Raw genomic sequence first — 15,931 nt, 5'->3', positions numbered from 1 at the left:
GCCAATCATGGCAGATTCCCGCCACTCCCTGCTTCAGCAGTTTGCCGCCAGTGACTGGAGCGGTTTTCTGAAAGGTGTCGAGAAAGAAGGTCTGAGGGTGGATGCCAACGGCTTCATCGCCCAGACGCCCCATCCGGAGGCTCTGGGCTCTGCCCTGACCCACGGGCGGATTACCACCGACTACTCCGAAGCCCTGCTGGAGCTGATTACCCCGGTGTTCAACAGCACCGGTGCCATGCTGGAATCCCTGCGGGACACCCACCGTTATGTGCAGCAGAACCTGGGTGACGAAGTGTTCTGGGCCGCCAGCATGCCCTGCGAAATCGATGGCGACCAGAGCATTCCCATCGCCGAGTATGGCCGTTCCAACGTCGGCCAGCTCAAGCATGTTTATCGTCAGGGACTGGCGGTGCGCTATGGCCGGGTGATGCAGAGCATTGCCGGTGCCCACTACAACCTGTCGCTGCCCGACAGCTTCTGGCAGAAGTGGCAGGAAGTCACGGGCAACAGCGATTCCCTGCAGGATTTCAAATCCGACCAGTACTTCTGGCTGATCCGCAACTTCCGCCGCCGCAGCTGGCTGCTGATGTTGCTGTTCGGGGCGTCTCCGGCGCTGGATTCCAGCTTCGTTGCCAACATGAAGCACGATCTCAGCCGCTTCGACGACCGCACCTGGCACGGCCAGTATGCGACCTCCCTGCGCATGGGCGATCTGGGCTACCACAACAATGCCCAGGCCTCCCTGAATATCTGTTTCAACGAACTGGCCACCTACACCCGCACCCTGGACCGCGCCATCCACACCAACTGGCCGGCCTATGAGGCCATCGGCACCCAGCGCGATGGCGAGTTCATCCAGATCAACACCAGCGTGCTGCAGATTGAGAACGAGTATTACAGCGCGGTGCGCCCGAAACGCACCACCGAACGGGGCGAAAAGCCGATACAGGCGCTGGATGCCCGGGGCGTGGAGTACATCGAAGTGCGTTGCCTGGACCTCGATCCTTTCTCGCCGGTCGGCGTGAACCAGGCGCAGGTTGATTTCCTGGACCTGTTCCTGCTCGATTGCCTGCTGACCGACTCGCCGCGTATTGGCGACGAAGAATGCGAGCGGCTGGATGACAACTACAAGGATGTCGTGGCTTCCGGCCGCTGGCAGGAACTGGCCCTGTGCCGGGCAAACTGCGAGCGTGTACCTGTCGGCAATGCCGCCCGGGAACTGCTGGACCGGCTGCAGCCGCTGGCGGAACAACTGGACGGCTGGGAGCAGGGTGAGACCTACCGCAACGCCCTGGCTGCACAGCGCGACAAGCTGCAGGGCTCCGACTGGGCGGTACCTTCTGCCCGGGTGCTCGATGCTATGAGTGCGTCCGGCCTTGGCCACCGGGACTGGACCCTGGAAATGTCCCGCCAGCATCAGCAAACCCTCCGTAATGAGACTCTGGCGCCGGATGTGCTGTCGGCCTACCAGGCCATGACCCGGGAATCGCTGGCGGAGCAGCAGGCGATGGAAGCGGCCGATACCCAGCCGTTCTCCGAATTCCTGGAAGACTATCTGAAAGCCTGAAAGCGACCTGACTCACAGAAAGTGCTTTTGCCGCTTGCCGCCTCCCTTACCTGTTGTTACGTTTATTAACATCAGGTAAGGGAGGCTGTACCGTGGCAAGAGACATCAAACTCGGATGGGACGTGGAAGCCTTGAACAAGGCGTATCGGCAGGGTTACATGGCCGGTTCCATGGGTATGGACAAAACCCGCTGCCCCTATCGCGGTGACGTTGTGATTGCGGCCTGGGAGGCCGGCTGGGACGACGCCGGTGAAGCCGTGCAGGCCGGTGGCCAGCAGGGCGACGACGATCTGTTTGCCCGCATCGCCTGATCCCCGATTTTTCTTCCCCTTTTGCTTTAACCGCTTATGCTCTGCCCGCGTCATGGGGTAGGATTGCTCACTGAGTTTTCGTGCAGTCCCTAACTGTGATGCGGGGTAGTGTTTTGACGAGCAGATGGATTTTCGGTCTTGTATTTCTGGTGTGCGCCGGGCTGCTTGCGGTGGCCTTCTACATGGAGCACGTGATGGGGCTTGAACCTTGTCCCTTGTGCTGGTTGCAGCGCTTCGGCTTTATGGGTGCCGGGCTGGTCAGCTTGCTGGCATTCCTGCATGGTCCCAAAGGTTTCGGTAACCGGGTTTACGGCTTCCTGATGGTGCTCAGTGCCGGTGCCGGGCTTGGCGTAGCCGGACGGCAGTTATGGCTGCAAAGCCTGCCGGAAGACCAGGTGCCAGCCTGCGGCCCCTCAGTGGATTACATGCTCGAAGTCCTGCCCTGGTTTGAAGTGCTGCAGACCGCCCTCAAAGGCACCGGAGACTGTGCAGCCGTGGTCTGGCGTTTTCTGGGTCTGAGTATTCCGGGCTGGACCGCTGTGTTCTTCAGCCTGGTCATTCTGGTTGGCTTGTTTGTCATGTTCCGGAGCTACCAACCCAAAAACTGGGTGAATAGCTGAAACAGTTGCGGCAGGCTGCAGCCATGGGGTAACTTGGTTGCCTGACGTAAAGACTGAGGGGAGACAGGCGTCATGTTGGAGAATTGCCGGAATGCCAGGGAGCGTTGGGGTGGCGTCAGCGAGCTGATCGACCGTTGGCTGAAAGAGCGCCAGGAACTGCTGGTTCATTACTGTGAGCTGTCAGCGCTGACGGATTACTCGCAAACCGACATGCTCCGGGAAAAGTTTATTCGCCTGTGCGAAGTGCTGGTGGACTATGTATCGACCGGCCATTTTGAAATCTACGAGCAGCTGATCCGCGAAGCCCGGGAATTCAACGACGGTGGCGAAGAACTGGCGGCCAAGGTGTATCCCCGCATCCAGGAAACCACGGAAGTGGCGCTGAACTTCAATGACAACGTGGATGGCCGCATCCTGACCGAACAGGATGTGAGCTTCCTGTTTGAAGAAGTCTCGAAGCTTGGCGAAGTACTTGAGAGCCGGTTCGAGCTGGAAGATTTCCTGATCGAACACCTGCACAATGCCCACGCCGGCAAAATGGCATCCGCCTGATCCGGGCAGGGTCAACAACCGAATCATTAAAAAAACCGGCCTGGGCAATCAGGCCGGTTTTTTGCTGTTCAGGGCCTTTGTTTATTCTTCGCCCGGATTCACTGCCAGCAGTTCCACATCAAACACCAGCACTTCGTTGGGGCCGATCGCCTGGTTGCCGCCCGGGCCGTAGGCCAGGTCTGACGGGATGTACAGCTTGTAACGGGCGCCTTCGCTCATCAGCTGCAGGCCTTCGGTCCAGCCCGGAATAACCTGGTTCAGGCCGAAGGTGACAGGCTGGCCGCGCTCACGGGAGCTGTCGAAAACCTCACCATTGATCAGCTCGCCGGTGTAATGCACCTGCACCTGGTCTTCGGCGGTCGGCTGAGTGCCATTGCCTTCTTCAATGACTTCGTACTGCAGGCCGGACTCGGTGGTCTCTACGCCGTCACGCTCGCTGTTTTCAGCCAGGAACGCCTCACCGGCTGCCTGGTTCTTCTGGGCCAGTTCCTCGACCTGCTGCTCCTGCTGGGCCTGCATATCCTGCTGATACGCCATCAGAGCTTCCTGGATTTCCTCGCGGCTCAGGCGCTTGGCATCTTCATCGCCGGCGTGGCCGTGCTGGATGCCCTGAAGAAACTGCTCCATCTGCAGGTCTGGCAGGTCGTTGCCCATGCGCTCGCCCAGTACCAGGCCCATGCCGTAGCTGACCTTTTCCGGAGTGGACTCCAGGGCAGGGTCCTTGGCCGGTTCCTGGGAAGTGGAGCAACCGGCAACCAGGCCGGTCATGGCAACAGCTAACAGGGTTTTCTTCATATTTCCGTCCTTTACACGTGTATCAGGGCGCCGGGCCCTATTGGATTTGTTAAGAAAGACAAGGTAACGGGTTCGTCGCCAGTATGCCACTGAACATGTGGTAAGGGAGTTGTCCGGGGAGGTCAGGAACCGTTGCTGTCGGTGGAGCCATTGAGGCTGAACGGTGCGCGGTAGGGTGCCTGCCAGTCGTTGGCGGAATCGGCGCCTGTGGCCTGGTGTGTCTGGCTCGGCCGGTCGATGGCCAGGGCGTTCCAGGAGCCCTGCTCCGGAGGCTGGTCGGCGTAGTGCCAGTTGCCTTCGGTATCCTGCCACTTGAATACAATGTCGGGGCCCTCTACCGGAATGGGTGAGGGCAGCAGGCCCTCGAAGCGGGGCACCTCTTCAGGTTTTTTCTCTGCCGTGGGTTTGGATACCGTCTCCGGGTCGCCCAGGCCGAAAAACATCAGCAGCAACAGCAGGCCCAGTGCCGGAAAGGCCAGGCGAATCAGCCATTTCATGAACATGGCTGGCTGTCTCCCCGGGCAGTATCGGCCAGCTGTGCAGCCAGTGTGTGTAATTGATTCATCTGATCGGGCTCCGGTGTCCGGGCCGGGGCTGCAACATCCAGGTTTCGCAGGATGGCAGCGGTGGTGTCTTGCATGGTGCCGGTCTCCGGATTCAAGGTCATGATGGATTGCCAGGCCAGGGCCAGTTCTGTTTGTTCCGCCTGTAATTCCGCGCTGGCCAGGGCTTCCCGCAGTTGCCGGCAGTCTTCATGGTGCCGGGGAATGGATTTTCGCGCCGACCGGATGCTACCGGTTACACGGTCGCGCCACTCTGTTACCTTAGCGTCCTCGATACCGGTGAACACGCGCCCGTTCACGCCCAGCCACGCGGCGCATAAAATTCGGGTAACACTCCAGCCCTGCTTCTGAAGCTCCAGGCAGCCCTGGGCCAGCCCGGGGTTTCGCCAACAGGCCAGTGCATAACGCCAGAGTGGGTTATCCGGTTCCATTGTTACCGGCAGATTCAGCGGTTCAGGCTGGCAAGCGGTCATGGCAGGGCGCGTTCCGGCAGAATTCCATGGATAAAGTAAATCTATGTTAACGATAACCGATCTCAGTTTACAACGAGGCGGCGTCTGGTTGCTAGAAAACGTCAACCTGACAGTTCAACCCGGCCAGCGGGTGGCCATTGTGGGCGCCAACGGCGCCGGTAAGTCCAGTTTATTCAAGCTGTTACTGGGGCAGCTGGCGGCGGAGCAGGGTGGTGCATCCTTGCCCGGCGGTTGCCGGATTGCCCATATGGCGCAGGAAGTCGAAGCCTCGGCACGCTCGGCCCGGGATTTTATCCTGGATGGTGATTTCGAACTGCGCCGGCTGGAACGGGAACTGGCCGAGGCCGAAGCCCGGGGCGATGACCACGCCATCGCCCACGCTCACGGCGAGCTGGACCTGCACGAAGCCTGGTCTGCTCCACGGAGGGCAGAAGCCCTGTTGCGGGGCCTGGGCTTTGCCGACAGCGATGCGGAGCGGCCGGTATCGGCGTTTTCCGGGGGCTGGCGCATCCGGCTGAACCTGGCCCAGGCGCTGATGCGCCCGTCAGACCTGTTGCTGCTGGATGAGCCCACCAACCACCTGGACCTGGACGCCTGCCTGTGGCTGGAGAACTGGCTGCGCCGCTACTCCGGCACCCTGCTGTTTATCTCCCACGACCGGGATTTCATGGATCGGGTGGCCACCCACCTGGTGCATTTCGACCAGAAGAAACTGGTGCTCTACACCGGCAACTATTCCGCCTTTGAGGTTCAGCGCAGCGAGCGGCTGGCCCAGCAGCAGGCGGGCTTCGAGCGCCAGCAGGCCCGGATTGCCGAAATCCAGCGCTTTATTGACCGGTTCAAGGCCAAGGCCACCAAGGCCAAGCAGGCCCAGAGCCGGGTCAAGGCACTGGAGCGCATGGAACGGATTGCCCCGGCCCATGTAGATTCGCCATTCGGCTTCGATTTCCCCATGGCCGACAAGGTATCGAACCCCTTGCTGTCGATTCGACACGGCGTAGCGGGCCATGGCGATACCGCCATTCTGCGGAACATTAACGTCACCCTGTTGCCGGGGTCCCGGATCGGCCTGCTGGGCCCGAACGGCGCCGGCAAGTCCACCTTTATGGATGCACTGCGTGGCACTGGTACGCTGCTTGCCGGTGAGCGAACCTGTGGCGAACACCTGGCCATCGGTTACTTCGCCCAGCACCAGCTGGAATCGCTGGACCTGGACGCCAGCCCGTTCCTGCACCTGCAGCGTCTGGCCCCAAGGGCCTCCGAGCAGCAGGTAAGAAATTTCCTGGGCGGCTTTGATTTCCACGGTGACGAGGCCCTGAGCCCGATCCGTTCTTTCTCCGGTGGCGAGAAGGCACGGGTGGCGCTGGCGATCATTGCCTGGCAGAAACCCAACCTGTTGCTGCTGGATGAGCCCACTAACCACCTGGACCTGGAAATGCGCCAGGCCCTGACCATGGCCCTGCAGAACTTCGACGGAGCCATTGTGGTGGTGTCCCACGACCGGCATCTGCTGCGCAACACCGTGGACCAGTTCTGGCTGGTGTCAGACGGTGCGGTGCAGGAATACGACGGCGACCTGGAAGACTACGAGCGTTGGCTGGCGGAACGCCGCAAGGACGACGATGAGCCTCCGAAACGTGAGGTGGTCGAACAGGCGGCAGAAAACAAGGTTGCCACCGGCGCCACCGCCCTGACCGCCGATGAGCGCAAGGCCCGCAAGCGCCAGGAAGCTGAGCTGCGCCAGAAACTGAGCCCCTGGCGCAAGAAGCAGGGAAACCTGGAAACCCGGATGGAGCAGCTTCAGCAGGAGCTGGCCGGGGTCGAACAGGAGTTGTCCGATCCGGCTATCTACGACGACAGCGCCAAGGTGAAGCTGAAGGAGCTGCTGGCACAGCAGACCGGCCTGAAGCGGGAGCTGGACGATGTGGAAGCCGAGTGGCTGGAGGTCAGTGAAACCGTGGAAAACCTGGAGGCAGAACTGGCCGGCTGAGTGCCGGCCTCAGCGGCCGCTGATCTCCAGCACGAAATCCTGCCGGGCCAGGTAATCCCGCTCGTTTTTCAGGTCGGCCAGGGTCAGCGGCCGGTTGTCCAGCCAGCCCTGGGGCAGTTCCACCACCAGCTTGTTCTCGTGGCCGTGCAGGGAAAATTCCGGCGGTTGTTCCAGGTTGCGGGGATGCTGGATCAGCACCGCAAGCCGGACCAGCACACACAGGTAACGCAGCCGGGGCTTGTCTTCCGGCTCGATGCCTTCAAATACCGCCGCTGAAAATTTACGCCGGTGGCCGCGCACCAGGGTGGCCAGGTCTTTCTGGAACTGCTGGGTAAAGCCAGGCAGGTCAGAGTAACGCAGCAGGTAGGCGCCGTGTTTGTGGTACTGGCTGTGGGAAATGGTCAGGCCGATTTCGTGCAGCCGGCAGGCCCAGCGCAGCACATCTTCGTCGGCATCGGTGCGCAGGCCCCACTGGTCGGCGACCTGCTCCCAGGCGGCCATGGCGGTCTGCTCAACGGCGGCACCGTGGGCCTGGTCGACATGGTAGCGTTCCTGCAGTGCGGAAATGGTCCGCTCCCGCACATCTTCATGCTGGATACGCCCGACGATGTCGTACAGCAGGCCTTCACGCAGGGCGCCGTCGGCGAAGGTCATGGCGTCGATGTCCAGTGACCGGAAGGCGGCCAGCAGAATGGCAAAGCCGGCCGGGAAAATGCTCTGGCGATCCTGCCGGACACCCAGCTCGGCCAGTTTTTCCACCTTGCCCATATCCACCAGCCGCTTGCGCAGCTCTTCCATGGCGGTGCGGGTAATGGTGCCATCGGTAATCTTCAGGGCGGCCAGCACATTGGCGATGGCCTTGATCGACCCGGAAGAGCCCACGGAACTTTGCCAGCCCACCTGCCGGTAGTGCTGGCGGATATTCTGCAGTTCCTGCTCGGCGTGGATGATGGCCTTGTCCATTTGCCGGCGGCTGATCTTGCCGTCCGGGAAATAGCGGTTGCGGAACGATACGCAGCCCATGTGCAGGCTTTCCAGTTCCTGGGGCTCGAAGCGCTGGCCGATAATAAACTCGGTGCTGCCGCCGCCGATATCAATCACCAGCCGTTTACCGGAATCGTCCGCCAGGGTGTGGGATACCCCCAGATAGATCAGGCGGGCTTCTTCCCTGCCGGCAATTACTTCCACCGGATAACCCAGGACGTCCTCCGCCCGGGCAATAAACTCGTGGGCGTTGCGTGCCACCCGCAAGGCGTTGGTGCCGACAATCTGCACCCCCGCCGCAGGCATGCCCTGAAGCCGCTGGGCAAACCGGCTCAGGCACTCCAGCGCCCGTTGCTGGGCGGCCTCGGTCAGGCGGTTGTACTGGTCCAGGCCAGCGCCGAGCTGAACCTTCTCGCCCATTTTTTCCACGGTGCGGATCTCGCCGTGCACGAGGCGGGCCACGACCATGTGAAAACTGTTGGAGCCCATATCAATGGCTGCCAGCATGTCCGGTGCGGGTGTTGCGTTCTCGGCGTTGGGGGTGGCCGTCACGTTGGTAGGAATCCTGTGTGGTGTGAACTTGGTCGTACTATAAGTGAAGAAACAGGGGTGTGTCAGTAACGGACTGCGGTCATTACTGACACGAATCAACCCTGCGCGGGATACTTCCCGCTTCACATTCAGGCGGCCAATCGCGTAAAGTATCCGTCTAACGAAATCCGGGCAGGCGGGATTTTCCCTTTCGGAAAAGTCCGTTTGCTACAGTCAACAGCGACTCCGCCGAGGCCGGCCAGAACGGCCCGGGAGCGCCTGAATCAGGAAAAGGTAATGAGCGGAAATATCGTTAATGTCACCGACGCTTCCTTTGAACAGGACGTACTGAAATCCGACGTTCCGGTACTGGTAGATTACTGGGCCGAGTGGTGTGGCCCGTGCAAGATGATCGCACCGGTTCTGGAAGAGATCGCCGACGAATACGAAGGCAAGCTCAAAGTCTGCAAACTGAACATCGACGAAAACGAGCAGACCCCGCCCAAGTTCAACATTCGTGGCATTCCGACCCTCATGCTGTTCAAGAACGGCAATGTCGACGCCACCAAGGTAGGTGCCCTGTCCAAGTCACAGCTGGCCGCCTTCCTCGACAGCAACCTCTGATCTGCTGTTGAAAAAACCGCCCCTGAACAACGCTTCACGGGCGGTTTTTTTGTGCCTTGAGCCTGTCAGTCTGAAGACCAGGCCTGGGTCCGTTCACGATCAGACGCCTTCTGTTCCACCCAGTGCTCGCCGTCAGAGGTCATCTCTTTCTTCCAGAACGGGGCGGAAGTTTTCAGGGCGTCCATGATGAACGAGCAGGCGGCGAAGGCATCACCCCGGTGGGCGCTGCACACGCCAACAAATACGATCTGGTCGGAAAGCGCTAGTCGCCCGACCCGGTGAATCACCCGGGCATCACGGACATTCCAGCGGCGGGAAGCCTCGTCAATCAGCCCCTGAATAACCGCCTCCGTCATCCCCGGATAATGTTCCAGGAACAGCCCCGTTACGCCGGACAGGTCTCCGGAATCCCGGACCAGTCCGGTGAAGGTGGCAATGGCACCGGTGCCTGAACCGCTTGCTCTCAGCGCGGCATATTCTGCGCCTGTATCAAAATCCCCGGTCTGCACAGAAATCATCTCAACCTCCGGTTACCGGCGGGAAAAACGCTACCTCATCACCCGCTTTGACCACTGTAGCGGGTTTTGCCATGGCCTGGTTGACCGCCACCATAACCGGCTGGTCGCCCTTAAGCTGGGCCCACCGGCCGCCACGGCTGGCCAGTTGGCTCAGAAGGTCGTTGACGGTTTGCCCGTCATTGGCGGGCAGGCTCAGGGAATCGGTATCCAGTTCCTCCCGCAGGCGGGCGAAGAAACGAACGGTCAGGGTAGGCTCGGTCATCATCAGCTCAGCAATTCGTTAAAGGAATAGAACGTAACCAGGTCGCCCCGGGCCACCCGGGTATTCTCGGGCACTATTGCCAATCCCGAAGCCCAGCAGGCGGAACTCATTACCCCGGAACTCTGGTTGGGGAAGGCCGCAACCTGCACTTCGGAGCCGGCATTCTCCTTGCGGGCCCTGACAAACTCGCGGCGCACCGAGGTCTCGGTAATCTCGAACGCGGCAGGCAACCGCTCACCGGTCAGTACAATATCGGAGCGGCCCTGGCGCTTGCGGATGTAGGGCAGGGCCACGACCATAAAGGTAACCAGTACCGACGCCGGGTTGCCGGGCAGTCCGATAACCGGCGTGCCCGCCACTTCGCCAAATGCCAGCGGCTTGCCCGGTTTGATTGCCAGGCGCCAGAGTGACAGCTTGCCGGATTCCTCGAGCACGGCCCGCACATGGTCTTCCTCGCCCACCGATACCCCGCCACTGGTGATGATCAGGTCGGCCTCTGCCGCAGCCCGTGCAAGGGTCTGGCGGGTGGCATCGCGGGTGTCTTCCAGGCTTTCACACAGGGTTACGTCGCAGCCAGCCTCGGCCAGCAGGCCCAGCAGGGTATACCGGTTGGTGTTGTAGATCTGCCCCGGTGCCAGCGGCTGGCCCGGGTCTACCAGCTCATCGCCGGTGGTCAGGATGGCCACTTTCAGCTTCGCCAGTACCGGCACCCGGTTGATACCGGTGGACGCCAGCAGGCCCATTTCCTGTGGCCGGATTCGTGTACCCCGGGCCAGGGCCAGGGCCCCCTTGGTAAGGTCCTGCCCGCGGCGCCGGATGTTCTGGCCAGAGCTGACCGTAGCGTTGATCACGATGCTGTCGCCGGTACGCTCTACCCGCTCCTGCATCACCACTGCATCGGCGCCTTCGGGGATCTCCGAGCCGGTGAAGATGCGCACTGCCGTGCCCGGCTGCAGCGGCGCCGGGGCGGTGCCGGCGGGAACCCGGTCAGACACGGTCAGCGCTTCGCCATCACGTACATCACTGTGGTAAACCGCGTAGCCATCCACCGCGCTGTTGTCGGCCGGCGGCACATCGGCCGGTACATAATGGTTTTCCGCCAGGATCCGGCCCAGACATTCTGTCAGGTTGACGGCCTCGGCACGGGTAACCGGAGTGGCCCGGTCAAGCAGGTGGTTCAGGGCATCGTCCAGGGAGATCAGTTTCTGGCCAGCCATAACGTCTCCTTATCGCTCGGCCCGGGAGCCGATTACTTCGTGCAGCCGCTGGCAGGCACGATCCGGCTTGCGCAAGGTCAGCCCTGAGAAATTGCAGGGGCCATGGCGGCTGTCGAGCTGGCTTTTCAGAATGCCTTCCCACCCGGTGCGGCAGGCGCCGGTGGAGCCGGGCAGGCAGAAAATGACTGTATTATTGGCCATGCCGCCGAAGGCCCGGGACTGAATGGTGGAACTGGCGATCTCGGCGGCGGACAAACGGCGGAACTCTTCGCCGAAGCCGACAATTTCCTTGTCGAGCAGCGCACCAACGGCTTCCGGGGTGCTGTCCCGTTCCATAAAGCCGGTGCCGCCCGTGATAATGATTGAATGAACTTCCGGATCGGCAATCCACAGGGACATCAGCGCACGGATCAGGTAGACGTCGTCCGGCAATATGCGACGGGCCAGAAGCCGGTGGCCGGCTTCGATAATCTGGTCCTCCAGGTACTGGCCGGAGGTGTCTTCGGCGGGGCCGCGGGTGTCTGATACGGTTAACAGGGCGACGTTCAGGGGTTTGAGTTCGCTGGTAAGGTCACTGCTCATGGAAAGACTCCAGAAGGCTGTATCAATAATAGAGTCAGTATCCGGATTGGCGCTCGTAAATGGAAGAGGGTGGCCGCCAGAGAGATTTTGGGTGTCGACATTGGTCTGATGCAGGGCAAGCCGCTGGTTTAATTTTGGTCACAGGTCTTGACATCAGGCTTCAAGGTGGTCGATTATGCCGCTTGCCCGGCGAACGATTGTTCCCACTCTCTGGCTTCAGCATACTTAATCCGGATTTCATCTGCACCGGTAGCTCCATCGAGCCAGCACCTTGTTTCAGCTTAATCAGATCAATGCGTTCAGGGGCACCCCTGTCATTCCAACTGTCGTTTACTTCCATTCCTGAAAATCCAACAAACTATGAATCTTACTGAACTCAAGCAGAAATCCGTGCCCGAATTGCTCGATATTGCGCAAGAAATGGGCCTGGATAACCTGGCTCGCTCGCGCAAGCAAGACGTGATCTTCACCATCCTGAAGAAACACGCCAAAAGCGGCGAAGACATTTACGGTGATGGTGTACTGGAAATTCTGCAGGACGGTTTCGGCTTCCTTCGTTCCGGCGATGCCTCTTACTTGGCCGGTCCGGACGATATCTACGTCTCTCCCAGTCAGATCCGCCGTTTCAACCTGCGTACCGGCGATACCGTTTCCGGCAAGATCCGCCCGCCGAAAGATGGCGAGCGTTATTTTGCCCTGCTGAAAGTTAACGAGATTAACTTCGACAAGCCGGACAACGCCCGTAACAAGATTCTGTTCGAGAACCTCACCCCGCTGTTCCCCCAGGAGCGTCTGACCCTGGAACTGGGTAATGGCAGTACAGAGGATCTCTCTTCCCGGGTACTGGACCTGGTGGCTCCGATCGGTAAAGGCCAGCGTGGCCTGATCGTATCTCCGCCCAAGGCCGGTAAAACGCTGCTGATGCAGGGCATTGCCCAGTCCATCACCCGCAACAACCCGGAATGTCACCTGATGGTGCTGCTGATTGACGAGCGCCCGGAAGAAGTGACGGAAATGCAGCGCACCGTGCGCGGCGAGGTTGTGGCATCTACGTTTGACGAGCCGCCGGCCCGCCACGTCCAGGTAGCCGAGATGGTGATCGAAAAGGCCAAGCGCCTGGTGGAGCACAAGAAGGATGTGATCATCCTGCTGGACTCCATCACCCGCCTGGCCCGCGCCTACAACACCGTGATTCCGTCTTCCGGCAAGGTACTGACCGGTGGTGTGGATGCCCATGCCCTGGAAAAGCCCAAGCGCTTCTTCGGTGCAGCCCGGAATGTAGAAGAGGGCGGCAGCCTGACTATCCTGGCCACAGCGCTGGTGGATACCGGTTCCAAGATGGACGAGGTTATCTACGAGGAGTTCAAGGGTACCGGTAACATGGAAGTGCACCTGGACCGCAAGATTGCCGAGAAGCGGGTTTACCCGGCCATCAACATCCGTCGTTCCGGCACCCGCCGCGAAGACCTGCTGATGAGCGAAGCGGAAATCCAGCGGGTGTGGATCCTGCGCAAGCTACTGCACTCCATGGACGACGACACTGCGTCTCTGGAATTCCTGCTCGACAAGCTGCGGGATACCAAGACCAATGACGAGTTCTTCCAGTCTATGAAGCGTCGTTGATACCGGTTTCTGCGCGCGCCTGATTTTGGCGGGCGTGATTTGCGAAGTTCGAAGAACGAGGCCGGGAGGAGGTGCCAAAACTATCAGGAAAACCACTGTTTTCCGTTTTGGCACCTCCTCCCGGCCTTGTTCCAGCACCGAAAAAAAGTAACAACTCCAGGGGCAGTCCGGATCGCCCCGAACTCCGTAGTACCGTTAACAAAACGGAGCAGACCATGAAATACAACGACCTGAGAGACTTCATTGCCCAGCTGGAAAAGCAGGGCGAGCTCAAGCGCATCAGCGCAGAAGTCGACCCCCACCTGGAAATGACCGAAATCTGCGACCGCACGCTGCGGGCCGGTGGGCCGGCGTTGTTGTTTGAAAATCCCAAGGGCTACGACATGCCGGTGCTGGCCAACCTGTTCGGCACGCCGAAGCGGGTGGCTATGGGCATGGGCCAGCAGGATGTGTCGGCATTGCGGGAGATCGGCAAGCTGCTGGCGTTTCTGAAGGAGCCGGATCCCCCCAAGGGCTTCAAGGATGCGATCGAGAAGTTGCCGCTGTTCAAGCAGGTGATGCGCATGAGCCCGAAGGTGCTCCGTTCCGCGCCCTGCCAGGACGTGGTGATCGAGAAAGACAAGGTCGACCTGTACCAGATTCCGGTGCAGCACTGCTGGCCCGGGGATGCTGGCCCACTGGTGACCTGGCCGCTGGTGATTACCCGCGGCCCGAACAAGGAGCGGCAGAACCTGGGTATTTACCGGCAGCAGCTGATCGGCCGTAACCGGTTGATCATGCGCTGGCTCAGCCATCGCGGTGGCGCGCTGGATTACCAGGAGTTTCGCCGGGCCAATCCGGACAAGCCTTATCCGGTTGCGGTTGCCCTGGGGGCTGATCCGGCCACCATTCTGGGCGCTGTTACGCCGGTGCCGGATACCCTGTCTGAATACGCCTTTGCCGGGTTACTGCGGGGCAGCCGTACCGAGCTGGTGAAAGCCGGCCTGAGCGACCTGCAGGTTCCCGCAAGTGCCGAGATTGTGCTGGAAGGTTTTATCTATCCGGATGATATGGCGCCTGAAGGCCCGTTTGGCGACCATACCGGTTATTACAACGAGGTGGATCAGTTCCCGGTGTTTACCGTGGAGCGTATTACCCACCGCAAAGATCCGATCTACCACAGCACCTACACTGGCCGCCCGCCCGATGAGCCGGCGGTGCTGGGGGTGGCGCTGAACGAAGTGTTCATACCCATCCTGCAGAAGCAGTTCCCGGAGATTGTGGATTTCTACCTGCCCCCGGAAGGTTGCTCCTACCGGCTGGCGGTGGTCACCATGAAGAAACAGTACCCTGGCCACGCCAAGCGGGTGATGATGGGGGTGTGGTCGTTCCTGCGCCAGTTCATGTACACCAAGTTCGTGATTGTGACCGACGATGATGTGAACGCCCGTAGCTGGGAAGACGTAATATGGGCGATCACCACCCGTATGGACCCGGCCCGGGACACCACGCTGGTGGAGAATACCCCCATCGATTACCTGGACTTCGCATCGCCGGTGTCTGGCCTTGGCTCGAAAATGGGGATGGATGCCACCAATAAATGGCCCGGCGAGACCGACCGGGAGTGGGGTACTGCCATTACCATGACCGATGAGGTCAAGCAGCGGGTGGATGAGATCTGGGACAGTCTCGGTATTGAAAATCGTGACACCCGCCCCGACTGACAAGGCACAGGCTGTACACCGGGTTGAGTTGCAGCCGGCCGGGCTGGGCTATGGCGTAGCGGGCGCTGAGGATTTGCTGTCCGCTGCCGCGGCTGCGGGTATCCAGGCGCCGGCAGCCTGCCGCAACGGTGTCTGCGAGATCTGTGAGGCAACCCTGATAACGGGGCAGGCCCTGAATACCCGGAACCAACAAACCTTATCGGTGGGTGATCGGCTGATGATGTGCCGGACGCTTGCCCTGACCGACCTGAAACTGGAGATACCTGCCATTATGGCAACTGCGAACCATCCGCCCCGTCAGTATGCAGCCAAAGTAGTTGATGTACGCTTGATCAGTCACGATGTGTTCCGGGTTGAGCTGAAGCTGCCGAGGCGCCGCGATGTGGCCTTCCATGCCGGTCAGTATCTTTCGGTCATCCTGCCGGGGGAAGATCCCTGTTATTTCTCCATCGCCAGCAGCCCCGCCGCCGAGCATATCGAATTGCACATCCAGGCTTCCCCGGACTGGGTTTCGGCCCGCAAGGTGATTGATGCGCTCACCTCCGGCCAGGATGTAACGGTGGAACTGCCCAGTGGCAAGGCCTGCCTGGCTGCGGCGCCGGACAAGCCGTTGCTGCTGGTGGCGGCCGGAACAGGCTTTGCCCAGATGAAAAGCCTGGTGGAATTCCTTCAGGAAACCCGGTACAGCCACCCCGTGACCCTGTTCTGGGGCGTGCGCAAGCACGAGGACATGTACCTGAGGTCGCTGGCGCAACAGTGGCATGAAGACCGGAGCAATTTCAGCTTTGTGCCAGTCGTCGGGGATGACGAGGATAATGACTGGGGTGGTCACCATGACCAGTTGGTGCGGGCTGTGCTGGCGTCCGGGGCCGACTGGCAGAACGTGGAAGTGCATGCCAGTGGCTCGCCCACCATGGTGTATACCCTGATGGATGCACTGCTGGAAAAAGGCCTGCCTGCGCAGGCGTTTTTCTCGGATGTGCTGGAGTACGCCCCCAGGGCCTGATTGCTGCTTA

The 15,931-nt window shown here is 60.5% G+C and carries 18 protein-coding genes; 9 read left to right on the top strand and 9 right to left on the bottom strand.

What is annotated here, in order from left to right; translation table 11 throughout:
- Positions 1-7: 7 nt before the first annotated feature.
- From gshA to H3Z84_RS06175, 4 genes are all read left to right on the top strand, one after another.
- Positions 8-1,567, top strand: a complete 1,560-nt coding sequence (gene gshA, locus H3Z84_RS06190) for a glutamate--cysteine ligase (RefSeq protein ID WP_199456868.1) — start codon at positions 8-10, stop codon at positions 1,565-1,567.
- Between the two features lie 92 nt (positions 1,568-1,659).
- Positions 1,660-1,878 (top strand): ribosome modulation factor, encoded by a 219-nt coding sequence (rmf, locus tag H3Z84_RS06185; RefSeq protein WP_022989524.1) that lies wholly within the window; start codon positions 1,660-1,662, stop codon positions 1,876-1,878.
- Between the two features lie 113 nt (positions 1,879-1,991).
- Positions 1,992-2,498, top strand: a complete 507-nt coding sequence (locus H3Z84_RS06180) for a disulfide bond formation protein B (RefSeq protein ID WP_199456867.1) — start codon at positions 1,992-1,994, stop codon at positions 2,496-2,498.
- Between the two features lie 72 nt (positions 2,499-2,570).
- Entirely contained in the window at positions 2,571-3,050 is a 480-nt protein-coding gene (locus H3Z84_RS06175; RefSeq protein WP_058339969.1) for an Rsd/AlgQ family anti-sigma factor, read from the top strand.
- 81 nt (positions 3,051-3,131) lie between these two features.
- Here the strand turns inward: H3Z84_RS06175 and H3Z84_RS06170 are convergent, their stop codons facing one another.
- From H3Z84_RS06170 to H3Z84_RS06160, 3 genes are all read right to left on the bottom strand, one after another.
- A complete protein-coding gene (locus H3Z84_RS06170) occupies positions 3,132-3,845 on the bottom strand; it encodes an FKBP-type peptidyl-prolyl cis-trans isomerase (RefSeq protein ID WP_199456866.1) in 714 nt (237 codons plus the stop codon).
- A gap of 122 nt (positions 3,846-3,967) precedes the next feature.
- Complete coding sequence (locus H3Z84_RS06165) at positions 3,968-4,348, bottom strand: DUF4124 domain-containing protein (RefSeq protein WP_199456865.1); 381 nt, start codon at positions 4,346-4,348, stop codon at positions 3,968-3,970.
- A complete protein-coding gene (locus tag H3Z84_RS06160; RefSeq protein WP_199456864.1) occupies positions 4,339-4,881 on the bottom strand; it encodes a TIGR02444 family protein in 543 nt (180 codons plus the stop codon). The genes H3Z84_RS06165 and H3Z84_RS06160 overlap by 10 nt, the downstream gene beginning before the upstream one ends.
- Positions 4,882-4,924: 43 nt before the next feature.
- On the opposite strand from H3Z84_RS06160, the gene H3Z84_RS06155 reads away from it, so the two are divergent.
- Complete coding sequence (locus H3Z84_RS06155; RefSeq protein WP_199456863.1) at positions 4,925-6,871, top strand: ATP-binding cassette domain-containing protein; 1,947 nt, start codon at positions 4,925-4,927, stop codon at positions 6,869-6,871.
- Between the two features lie 9 nt (positions 6,872-6,880).
- On the opposite strand, the gene ppx is transcribed toward H3Z84_RS06155, so the two are convergent.
- On the bottom strand, positions 6,881-8,362 hold the full coding sequence (ppx, locus tag H3Z84_RS06150) for an exopolyphosphatase (protein WP_206768879.1): 1,482 nt from the start codon (positions 8,360-8,362) through the stop codon (positions 6,881-6,883).
- 321 nt (positions 8,363-8,683) lie between these two features.
- On the opposite strand from ppx, the gene trxA reads away from it, so the two are divergent.
- Positions 8,684-9,010, top strand: coding sequence for a thioredoxin TrxA (gene trxA / locus H3Z84_RS06145; protein WP_014420340.1), 327 nt, complete (start codon positions 8,684-8,686; stop codon positions 9,008-9,010).
- Between the two features lie 65 nt (positions 9,011-9,075).
- On the opposite strand, the gene H3Z84_RS06140 is transcribed toward trxA, so the two are convergent.
- From H3Z84_RS06140 to H3Z84_RS06120, 5 genes are all read right to left on the bottom strand, one after another.
- Entirely contained in the window at positions 9,076-9,528 is a 453-nt protein-coding gene (locus H3Z84_RS06140; RefSeq protein WP_199456861.1) for a molybdenum cofactor biosynthesis protein MoaE, read from the bottom strand.
- 1 nt (position 9,529) lies between these two features.
- Entirely contained in the window at positions 9,530-9,790 is a 261-nt protein-coding gene (moaD, locus tag H3Z84_RS06135; protein ID WP_199456881.1) for a molybdopterin converting factor subunit 1, read from the bottom strand.
- A gap of 2 nt (positions 9,791-9,792) precedes the next feature.
- Positions 9,793-11,007, bottom strand: a complete 1,215-nt coding sequence (glp, locus tag H3Z84_RS06130; RefSeq protein ID WP_199456860.1) for a gephyrin-like molybdotransferase Glp — start codon at positions 11,005-11,007, stop codon at positions 9,793-9,795.
- A gap of 9 nt (positions 11,008-11,016) precedes the next feature.
- Positions 11,017-11,589 (bottom strand): molybdenum cofactor biosynthesis protein B, encoded by a 573-nt coding sequence (gene moaB / locus H3Z84_RS06125; protein ID WP_022987537.1) that lies wholly within the window; start codon positions 11,587-11,589, stop codon positions 11,017-11,019.
- 160 nt (positions 11,590-11,749) lie between these two features.
- Positions 11,750-11,929: a hypothetical protein gene (locus tag H3Z84_RS06120; RefSeq protein WP_152521743.1), complete on the bottom strand. Its 180-nt coding sequence runs from the start codon at positions 11,927-11,929 to the stop codon at positions 11,750-11,752.
- A gap of 20 nt (positions 11,930-11,949) precedes the next feature.
- On the opposite strand from H3Z84_RS06120, the gene rho reads away from it, so the two are divergent.
- From rho to H3Z84_RS06105, 3 genes are all read left to right on the top strand, one after another.
- Complete coding sequence (gene rho / locus H3Z84_RS06115; protein WP_022987538.1) at positions 11,950-13,212, top strand: transcription termination factor Rho; 1,263 nt, start codon at positions 11,950-11,952, stop codon at positions 13,210-13,212.
- Between the two features lie 215 nt (positions 13,213-13,427).
- Positions 13,428-14,915 carry a 4-hydroxy-3-polyprenylbenzoate decarboxylase gene (ubiD, locus tag H3Z84_RS06110; protein WP_058339961.1) on the top strand — a complete coding sequence of 496 codons (1,488 nt, stop codon included), beginning with the start codon at positions 13,428-13,430 and terminating at the stop codon, positions 14,913-14,915.
- Positions 14,887-15,921, top strand: coding sequence for a 2Fe-2S iron-sulfur cluster-binding protein (locus H3Z84_RS06105; protein ID WP_416240375.1), 1,035 nt, complete (start codon positions 14,887-14,889; stop codon positions 15,919-15,921). The genes ubiD and H3Z84_RS06105 overlap by 29 nt, the downstream gene beginning before the upstream one ends.
- Positions 15,922-15,931: the final 10 nt, after the last annotated feature.

Origin of the sequence: Marinobacter sp. bablab_jr003 (genome assembly GCF_016464245.1) — a bacterium.
In the GTDB taxonomy this organism is placed as follows: Bacteria; Pseudomonadota; Gammaproteobacteria; order Pseudomonadales; family Oleiphilaceae; genus Marinobacter; species Marinobacter vinifirmus.
This window is presented reverse-complemented; position numbering and strand designations above follow the sequence as displayed.

Excerpts from the sequence above, each read along its gene's own strand:
- H3Z84_RS06140 (WP_199456861.1), bottom strand. The coding sequence starts at position 9,528 with ATGATTTCTGTGCAGACCGGGGATTTTGATACAGGCGCAGAATATGCC.
- H3Z84_RS06165 (WP_199456865.1), bottom strand. The coding sequence starts at position 4,348 with ATGTTCATGAAATGGCTGATTCGCCTGGCCTTTCCGGCACTGGGCCTG.
- H3Z84_RS06170 (WP_199456866.1), bottom strand. The coding sequence starts at position 3,845 with ATGAAGAAAACCCTGTTAGCTGTTGCCATGACCGGCCTGGTTGCCGGT.
- gshA (WP_199456868.1), top strand. The coding sequence starts at position 8 with ATGGCAGATTCCCGCCACTCCCTGCTTCAGCAGTTTGCCGCCAGTGAC.
- rho (WP_022987538.1), top strand. The coding sequence starts at position 11,950 with ATGAATCTTACTGAACTCAAGCAGAAATCCGTGCCCGAATTGCTCGAT.
- ubiD (WP_058339961.1), top strand. The coding sequence starts at position 13,428 with ATGAAATACAACGACCTGAGAGACTTCATTGCCCAGCTGGAAAAGCAG.
- glp (WP_199456860.1), bottom strand. The coding sequence starts at position 11,007 with ATGGCTGGCCAGAAACTGATCTCCCTGGACGATGCCCTGAACCACCTG.
- H3Z84_RS06155 (WP_199456863.1), top strand. The coding sequence starts at position 4,925 with ATGTTAACGATAACCGATCTCAGTTTACAACGAGGCGGCGTCTGGTTG.
- H3Z84_RS06120 (WP_152521743.1), bottom strand. The coding sequence starts at position 11,929 with ATGGAAGTAAACGACAGTTGGAATGACAGGGGTGCCCCTGAACGCATT.
- trxA (WP_014420340.1), top strand. The coding sequence starts at position 8,684 with ATGAGCGGAAATATCGTTAATGTCACCGACGCTTCCTTTGAACAGGAC.
- H3Z84_RS06175 (WP_058339969.1), top strand. The coding sequence starts at position 2,571 with ATGTTGGAGAATTGCCGGAATGCCAGGGAGCGTTGGGGTGGCGTCAGC.
- moaB (WP_022987537.1), bottom strand. The coding sequence starts at position 11,589 with ATGAGCAGTGACCTTACCAGCGAACTCAAACCCCTGAACGTCGCCCTG.
- moaD (WP_199456881.1), bottom strand. The coding sequence starts at position 9,790 with ATGACCGAGCCTACCCTGACCGTTCGTTTCTTCGCCCGCCTGCGGGAG.
- ppx (WP_206768879.1), bottom strand. The coding sequence starts at position 8,362 with ATGCTGGCAGCCATTGATATGGGCTCCAACAGTTTTCACATGGTCGTG.
- H3Z84_RS06160 (WP_199456864.1), bottom strand. The coding sequence starts at position 4,881 with ATGACCGCTTGCCAGCCTGAACCGCTGAATCTGCCGGTAACAATGGAA.